Genomic DNA, 6,000 nt, shown 5'->3' on the forward strand with positions numbered 1-6,000 from the left:
TGCTTAAGTCGGGGGTAAGCTTACCCATCCACAACCATTACTTTAGGCAACATAATCACATAGCGATAGCCCGATTCCGGTGAACCCTGAATCGAGATCTGACCACCCTGCATTTGTGCTAAGTGACAACTGAGTAACAAACCCAAATTTTCCCAAGAGTCACTATTTAAAGGATGAGCCGAAATTTCCACCTGTTGAGCAGTAGCCATTACCTGTTCATCAACATCAGAAAAATCAGTTGATGCAGAAGATTCAATTGGCGAATGTTCTGCTTCCGACGGAATCACCAAAGTTGACCATGCTTCCGCATTTTCAACCTGAGAAGGCAAACTTTCCGAAACTACAGGAACCGCCTTCATCGATGATTGATACAATAAAGATTCTACATGAGGCAGACTATCTCCCAACCAAGGATGAGAAACCCAAACCGCAATATTTAGCCCTTGAATTTTCCGAGACACATGAATCCGAACCACACAGCCAGTATCCGCCGTTTTCAGCAAACTAGACACCAGATGATAAAGCATCTGTCTCACTTTGTCCTTATCTAGTTGCCAAATTCGATTTCCTGGTTCTACAGAAACCCGAACCTTTTGACCTCTGCGATTAGCCGCCTCCTCCAAAGAATTGCTAGCCTGTTGGCAGAGCATTTCAATATCCGTTGCCGAAAGATTCAGTTTTGGGTCATCAGTATTTAGTTCTCCCAAAGCCAAAATTTCGTTAACCAGAGACAGTAAATATTGACCGCTGTTTTGGATAATGTCTAAATATTCCTGCTGTTTTTTCGTCAAAGGGCCATAAATTTCTCTACCCAAAACACTAGCCATGCCCAAAATCGAAGTTAGGGGTGTCCTGAGTTCCTGGGTGATTTCTCCTAACAGTTTGACTTGAATTTGATTAGCCGCTGGGTGTTCTCCAGATTTAGATGGGGAAAGGACTCGAGTGTTTAAATTCACCATTACTCCCGGAGGTTCAGCACTAGATTGCAAGCGACTCCGCTCAAACTCACTCATGATCCAGCGTGCCATGAGTTCTAAAAACTCGATATCCTTACTCGAAAAATTATGTGCTACCTTATCCATTACCGCTAAAGTACCCAAGCAATGTCCACTGGCGGTTAATAGTGGTACTCCCAAATAAGCGCGGATACCGTAATGCTGTACCAATAAACTTTTAGCAAAATTTGGATCGGTGGTAGCATCATTAATCACCAAAACTCTTTGGCTCTCTACCACGTAAATACAAAAAGATTCTGAGCGCGATAACTGACGAGATGCCGCCAGCTGATTCATTAAACCCAAGCGTGATAAACCAACAGCAGACTTAAAAACTTGCCGTTCTCTGTCCATGATCCCCAAGATGCAGATGGGTGCATCTAGGAAATGGGCTGCTGTCTGTGTCGCTTCATCGAAAATCGGAATGTTTTCTGCTTGCAGTAGTCCAGATTCTGCTAAAGCTGTGAGGCGTTGTTGCTCTCTTGCTTGAGGTGTTACCGCATTCAAACCAAAAAATAGATTGTTTTCAGGGCTTACCATGCTAACTGCTACCCGCATAGTTAAATTAACGTGAAATTTACTTAGCTGCTGCCTGATGGCTTATAGCTATTCTTAAAGTTCCCCAACTACAGTCCAGACAAACATCTTTTACAGAAAAAATTAATACTATTTTTGACTTCTGCCCTAGCTTTAGCCAAGGGGATTCTAAAAGGATGCTACACGACGGGTTAAAACCGCGTCATTTCGCGTCTTTTTAGCTCTCACCCAGATAAAGACCCGGGTGGGGTAAATCTTGGAGATTGGGGATGGGGAACTGGGATGGGGAAAAACCTTAATGCTAAAAAATACGTAGATATTCCCAGTACCCAGTACCCAGTCCCTAGTCACGAATACTCTAGCGATCGCCTTAACTCGTCCAAGCTGGATGAGATAATAATGAAGCCATGACTCTTACCCCTCGTAATTGGTTAGACAAAGGTAAGTGTCCTTTGGGCGCACTCAGATCCCAGGTAAATTCGTTGGGGTATCTTGTCCAATTATTCCCTGTCTTCCAACCTATTTTCGGCCATAATTTTTCCCAGTTTTTTCCTAAAGAAAGCCAGATTTCCCTTTGGACAGAAAAGCCAAATTTACCTTCCGAGTAATTCCGCCACAGTTTATCGATCGTTTGTAAATCAGTAAGGGGAAAGTTCTCTACTTCAGTAAAATACAACCATTTCCTCTGTATTGCTTCAACTCCCGCCAATTCACATAACTTTTCTAAAGTCATTTTATCGGCAGCTTGAAAGTCTTGTGCTTTCAACAGCGTTTCCAGGGGACTGTAGTCAATATTACGTTCCGATTTTAATAGCACTATATCACTATCGTTCATGGTTCATTGATTTATGTTGGTGATTAGTAGATGAGATGGGGACTAGGGAAGTTTTGAGTGAGAGAGTTTTGAGTTTTCAGTTAGGAAGATAGGAAGAGTTTTAAGTTTTAAATTCTCCGAGAGCCCAAGAGCCCAAGAGCCCCCCTGCCTTATTGTGCTTGTAAAATTCGATTAATTATACCTGTAGTGGAAGTGGGAATTTCAATTTGAATTAATTCTACCCGCCCACCTAATGCTTGCACTACGGTTGCTTCTGGGAGATTTTCTAGACTATAATCGCCTCCTTTAACATAGATATCAGGTTTTAGGGCGGTTATGAGTTGAGTTGCTGTGGTTTCGGCAAAAATTACCACAGCGTCTACAGGTTTTAAGGCTGTGAGTAGTTCGGCTCTTTGAATTTCTGGTATTATGGGTCGCTGTGGCATACCAGGACGGTTTGGTTTAATGGTTTGCACGGATCGATCGCTGTTTAACCCAACCACTAACGATCTTCCCCAGGATTTGGCTACCTGTAAGTAACGAATGTGACCTACATGGAGTAAATCAAAACAACCATTGGTAAATACTAATGGTCGCCATCGATCTGGGGTCAAGGCGATCGCTTCCTGTAACTGGGCTAAATCGTAAACACCTAAAATCATTGTAAATATTTGCCCTTCACCACAGACAGTGTACCTGACAATACCAAACAGTGCGATCGCGCTAGCGTACCGTTAGGTGTATCGTCTAGGCTTTTCTAATATTGTGCTATTTCGGATCTACTAGTGAATTATGTACGACAAAATTACACCCCCAACAACAGGTGAACGCATTACTTTCGAGAATGGTGAACCCATTGTTCCCGATAACCCCATTATTCCCTTCATTCGTGGCGATGGTACAGGTGTGGATATTTGGCCCGCCGCCCAAAAAGTTTTTGATGCGGCAGTAGAAGCTGCCTACGGTGGCAAACGGAAAATCAGCTGGTTTAAAGTTTATGCTGGTGACGAAGCTTGCGAACTCTATGGTACTTACCAGTACCTACCCCAAGACACCTTAACCGCAATTAAAGAATATGGTGTCGCTATCAAAGGGCCTTTGACAACCCCGATCGGTGGTGGTATTCGTTCTCTCAATGTGGCATTGCGGCAAATTTTTGACCTTTACGCTTGTATTCGTCCCTGTCGCTACTATTCCGGTACGCCTTCCCCACACAAAACTCCCGAAAAACTTGATGTCATTATCTATCGGGAAAATACCGAGGATATTTACTTAGGTATTGAGTGGCGCGAAGGTACGGAAATTGCTCAAAAGTTAATCCACATTCTGAATAATGATTTGATTCCTGCTACTCCCGAACATGGAAGCAAACAAATTCGCCTCGACTCCGGTATTGGCATTAAACCCATTAGTAAAACTGGTTCTCAACGCCTGGTTCGTCGCGCTATTAAGCAAGCTTTACTTTTGCCCAAAAATAAGCAGCAAGTAACTTTGGTGCATAAGGGCAATATTATGAAATACACTGAAGGCGCTTTCCGTGACTGGGGTTACGAGTTAGCAACTAGTGAGTTTCGCGCTGAATGTGTGACGGAACGGGAATCTTGGATTCTCAGCAATAAAGAAAGAAAACCTGACCTTTCTATTGAAGATAATGCCCGAAAAATCGATCCGGGTTATGATGCTTTAACTGAGGAAAAGAAAGCTCAAGTTTGCCAAGAAGTTGAAGAGGTTTTAAATTCAATTTGGGAAACTCATGGTAATGGAAAATGGAAAGATAAAGTGATGGTGAACGATCGCATCGCTGATAGCATTTTCCAACAAATTCAAACCCGCCCCGATGAGTATTCTATTCTCGCTACCATGAACCTGAATGGAGATTATCTCTCTGATGCTGCGGCTGCGATCGTTGGTGGTTTAGGCATGGGGCCTGGTGCTAATATTGGTGATGATTGCGCGATTTTTGAAGCGACTCACGGTACTGCACCAAAACACGCAGGTTTAGACCGCATTAACCCAGCTTCAGTGATTCTTTCTGGGGTAATGATGTTTGAATTTTTAGGTTGGCAAGAAGCTGCCGATCTAATTAAAAAAGGTATTGGTGGGGCAATTTCTAATCGTGAAGTTACTTACGACTTAGCGCGGTTAATGGAACCACCTGTAGAACCACCTTTGAAGTGTTCGGAATTTGCTCAAGCGGTGATCGATCGCTTTTAATTAATTCAGCTTGACAATACCTTCCCCAATTTATGTAGAGACGTTATATATAACGTCTCTACATAAATATAGCTATCTAAGGATGGGGCAGGCAGGAAGCCCACCCCACAAGAGTTATAGCTTACTTGTGGGGTAGGCATCCTGCCTGCCCCAAAACAGTTACAGCTTACTTGTGGGGTGGGCATCCTGCCTGCCTTAGTTATATTCGTAGGGTGCTCTCGCGTGCTAACGTAACGCACCATCCCACCATATTTAGTGTCAGTGCGTAAGTCCTATATATGTTATGTAGCACGCAACGTCTTTACAAGTTTTTGAGTTATACGGTCATATCGTTTACCCAAATGATTGATCCAAATCGAGTAGGGGCGGGAGGGGCCAAAAGCCTGGAATACCCAGCCATCAGATTGAAATCAAAACCCGCCCCAATACTTCTCGGTTAAGAGTAGGGGCGAAGCATTCGGGTCAAAATTTATGTCTGAAAACCTAGATTTTCTGCCCGAATGCTTCGCCCCTACAGACCAAAAATTTGCTTAACCGAGCAGTATTGAAACCCACCCATCCCAAACATCTGTAACAAACATTTAGGTAGATCGATAATTAGCGATTCGCAAAACTGCAAAACTATAGATACTAACTTACTAAAAGTAAAATATTAAAGCTGTACTTTATTACCCTATTAATCAAAAAAAAATTGAAATAGCTAAAATTTTAATTAACACGACCCAGTATATTTGCTTAAGTAAATTTTAGCGAAAATAGGTTTTACATACTACAGGTATTAGTTGGATCATCACTTATCTTTAAGTAAAACTACTCAGGCTCTTCTTGATTAGTCACCTTTTTTCTGACTTTATCAGTGTTTGATTAAGTATAAATATTTTACTTCTATGAAATTAACAATTAACAACCTTAACTAAGTTAGCGATTTGTTCGGAAGTAGACTGAGGAATAATTATATCAAAATAAAAATTATATAGTTCAAATTAACTTGATCCAAACCTGATGAGAAATTAGAATAATTTCTCATTTTCTTGATTATTCCTAATTACTAGCTTAACCTTTTTTTGCTCAAATATAGCAGAATTTGTGTGCTTGAAAGTGCATCTACAAAGGAATTTGATTCCGACAACCAGAACCATTATTAATGATGATGCAGTAGTTGAATTCTCCCAAGCTACCTACCAAGTTAATGAAGATGGCACGGTAATTGGTGCTGCTATCACCATTAACCGCACTGGCGACACCAGTAGTGCTGGTAGCGTGCTAGTGAACTTGAGCAATGGAACTGCTACAGGTGGAATTGAACGCACCCCAACTAAATCGGAGATTATAGTTGGGGATTCTTGCGCTAGGAAACCATAAGATTTCTCAGCGTATCCAGAGTTACTGGCGTTCTCAGTGTGTCGTTGGAACTTTTGCCAACGAACACTCTAGAAAAAT

At 42.0% G+C, this 6,000-nt stretch carries 4 protein-coding genes and 1 pseudogene; 2 read left to right on the top strand and 3 right to left on the bottom strand.

Annotated elements, in window-relative coordinates; translation table 11 throughout:
• Positions 1-20: 20 nt before the first annotated feature.
• The 3 genes and pseudogenes from ACE1CC_RS20830 to ACE1CC_RS20840 all read right to left on the bottom strand — a co-directional run bounded on the left by ACE1CC_RS20830 (position 21) and on the right by ACE1CC_RS20840 (position 3,008).
• Complete coding sequence (locus tag ACE1CC_RS20830; RefSeq protein WP_459563890.1) at positions 21-1,535, bottom strand: GAF domain-containing sensor histidine kinase; 1,515 nt, start codon at positions 1,533-1,535, stop codon at positions 21-23.
• A gap of 367 nt (positions 1,536-1,902) precedes the next feature.
• A pseudogene (locus ACE1CC_RS20835) lies at positions 1,903-2,352 on the bottom strand (GUN4 domain-containing protein); the annotation flags it as partial.
• Positions 2,353-2,516: 164 nt separating this feature from the next.
• The gene (locus tag ACE1CC_RS20840) at positions 2,517-3,008 is read right to left on the bottom strand and encodes an adenylyltransferase/cytidyltransferase family protein (RefSeq protein ID WP_413272351.1); all 492 of its coding nucleotides are present in this window, start codon (positions 3,006-3,008) and stop codon (positions 2,517-2,519) included.
• Between the two features lie 130 nt (positions 3,009-3,138).
• Between ACE1CC_RS20840 and ACE1CC_RS20845 the strand changes: the two genes are divergently transcribed.
• Together ACE1CC_RS20845 and ACE1CC_RS20850 are read left to right on the top strand one after the other, a co-directional pair.
• The gene (locus ACE1CC_RS20845; protein ID WP_413272352.1) at positions 3,139-4,560 is read left to right on the top strand and encodes an NADP-dependent isocitrate dehydrogenase; all 1,422 of its coding nucleotides are present in this window, start codon (positions 3,139-3,141) and stop codon (positions 4,558-4,560) included.
• Positions 4,561-5,652: 1,092 nt separating this feature from the next.
• Positions 5,653-5,922: a hypothetical protein gene (locus tag ACE1CC_RS20850; protein WP_413272353.1), complete on the top strand. Its 270-nt coding sequence runs from the start codon at positions 5,653-5,655 to the stop codon at positions 5,920-5,922.
• Positions 5,923-6,000: the final 78 nt, after the last annotated feature.

The organism is Floridaenema aerugineum BLCC-F46, assembly GCF_041929345.1.
GTDB lineage: Bacteria > Cyanobacteriota > Cyanobacteriia > Cyanobacteriales > Aerosakkonemataceae > Floridanema > Floridanema aerugineum.

What these genes read in the sequence shown, in the direction of transcription:
- ACE1CC_RS20830 (WP_459563890.1), bottom strand. Translation starts at nt 1,535, where the DNA reads ATGGTAAGCCCTGAAAACAATCTATTTTTTGGTTTGAATGCGGTAACA.
- ACE1CC_RS20845 (WP_413272352.1), top strand. Translation starts at nt 3,139, where the DNA reads ATGTACGACAAAATTACACCCCCAACAACAGGTGAACGCATTACTTTC.
- ACE1CC_RS20840 (WP_413272351.1), bottom strand. Translation starts at nt 3,008, where the DNA reads ATGATTTTAGGTGTTTACGATTTAGCCCAGTTACAGGAAGCGATCGCC.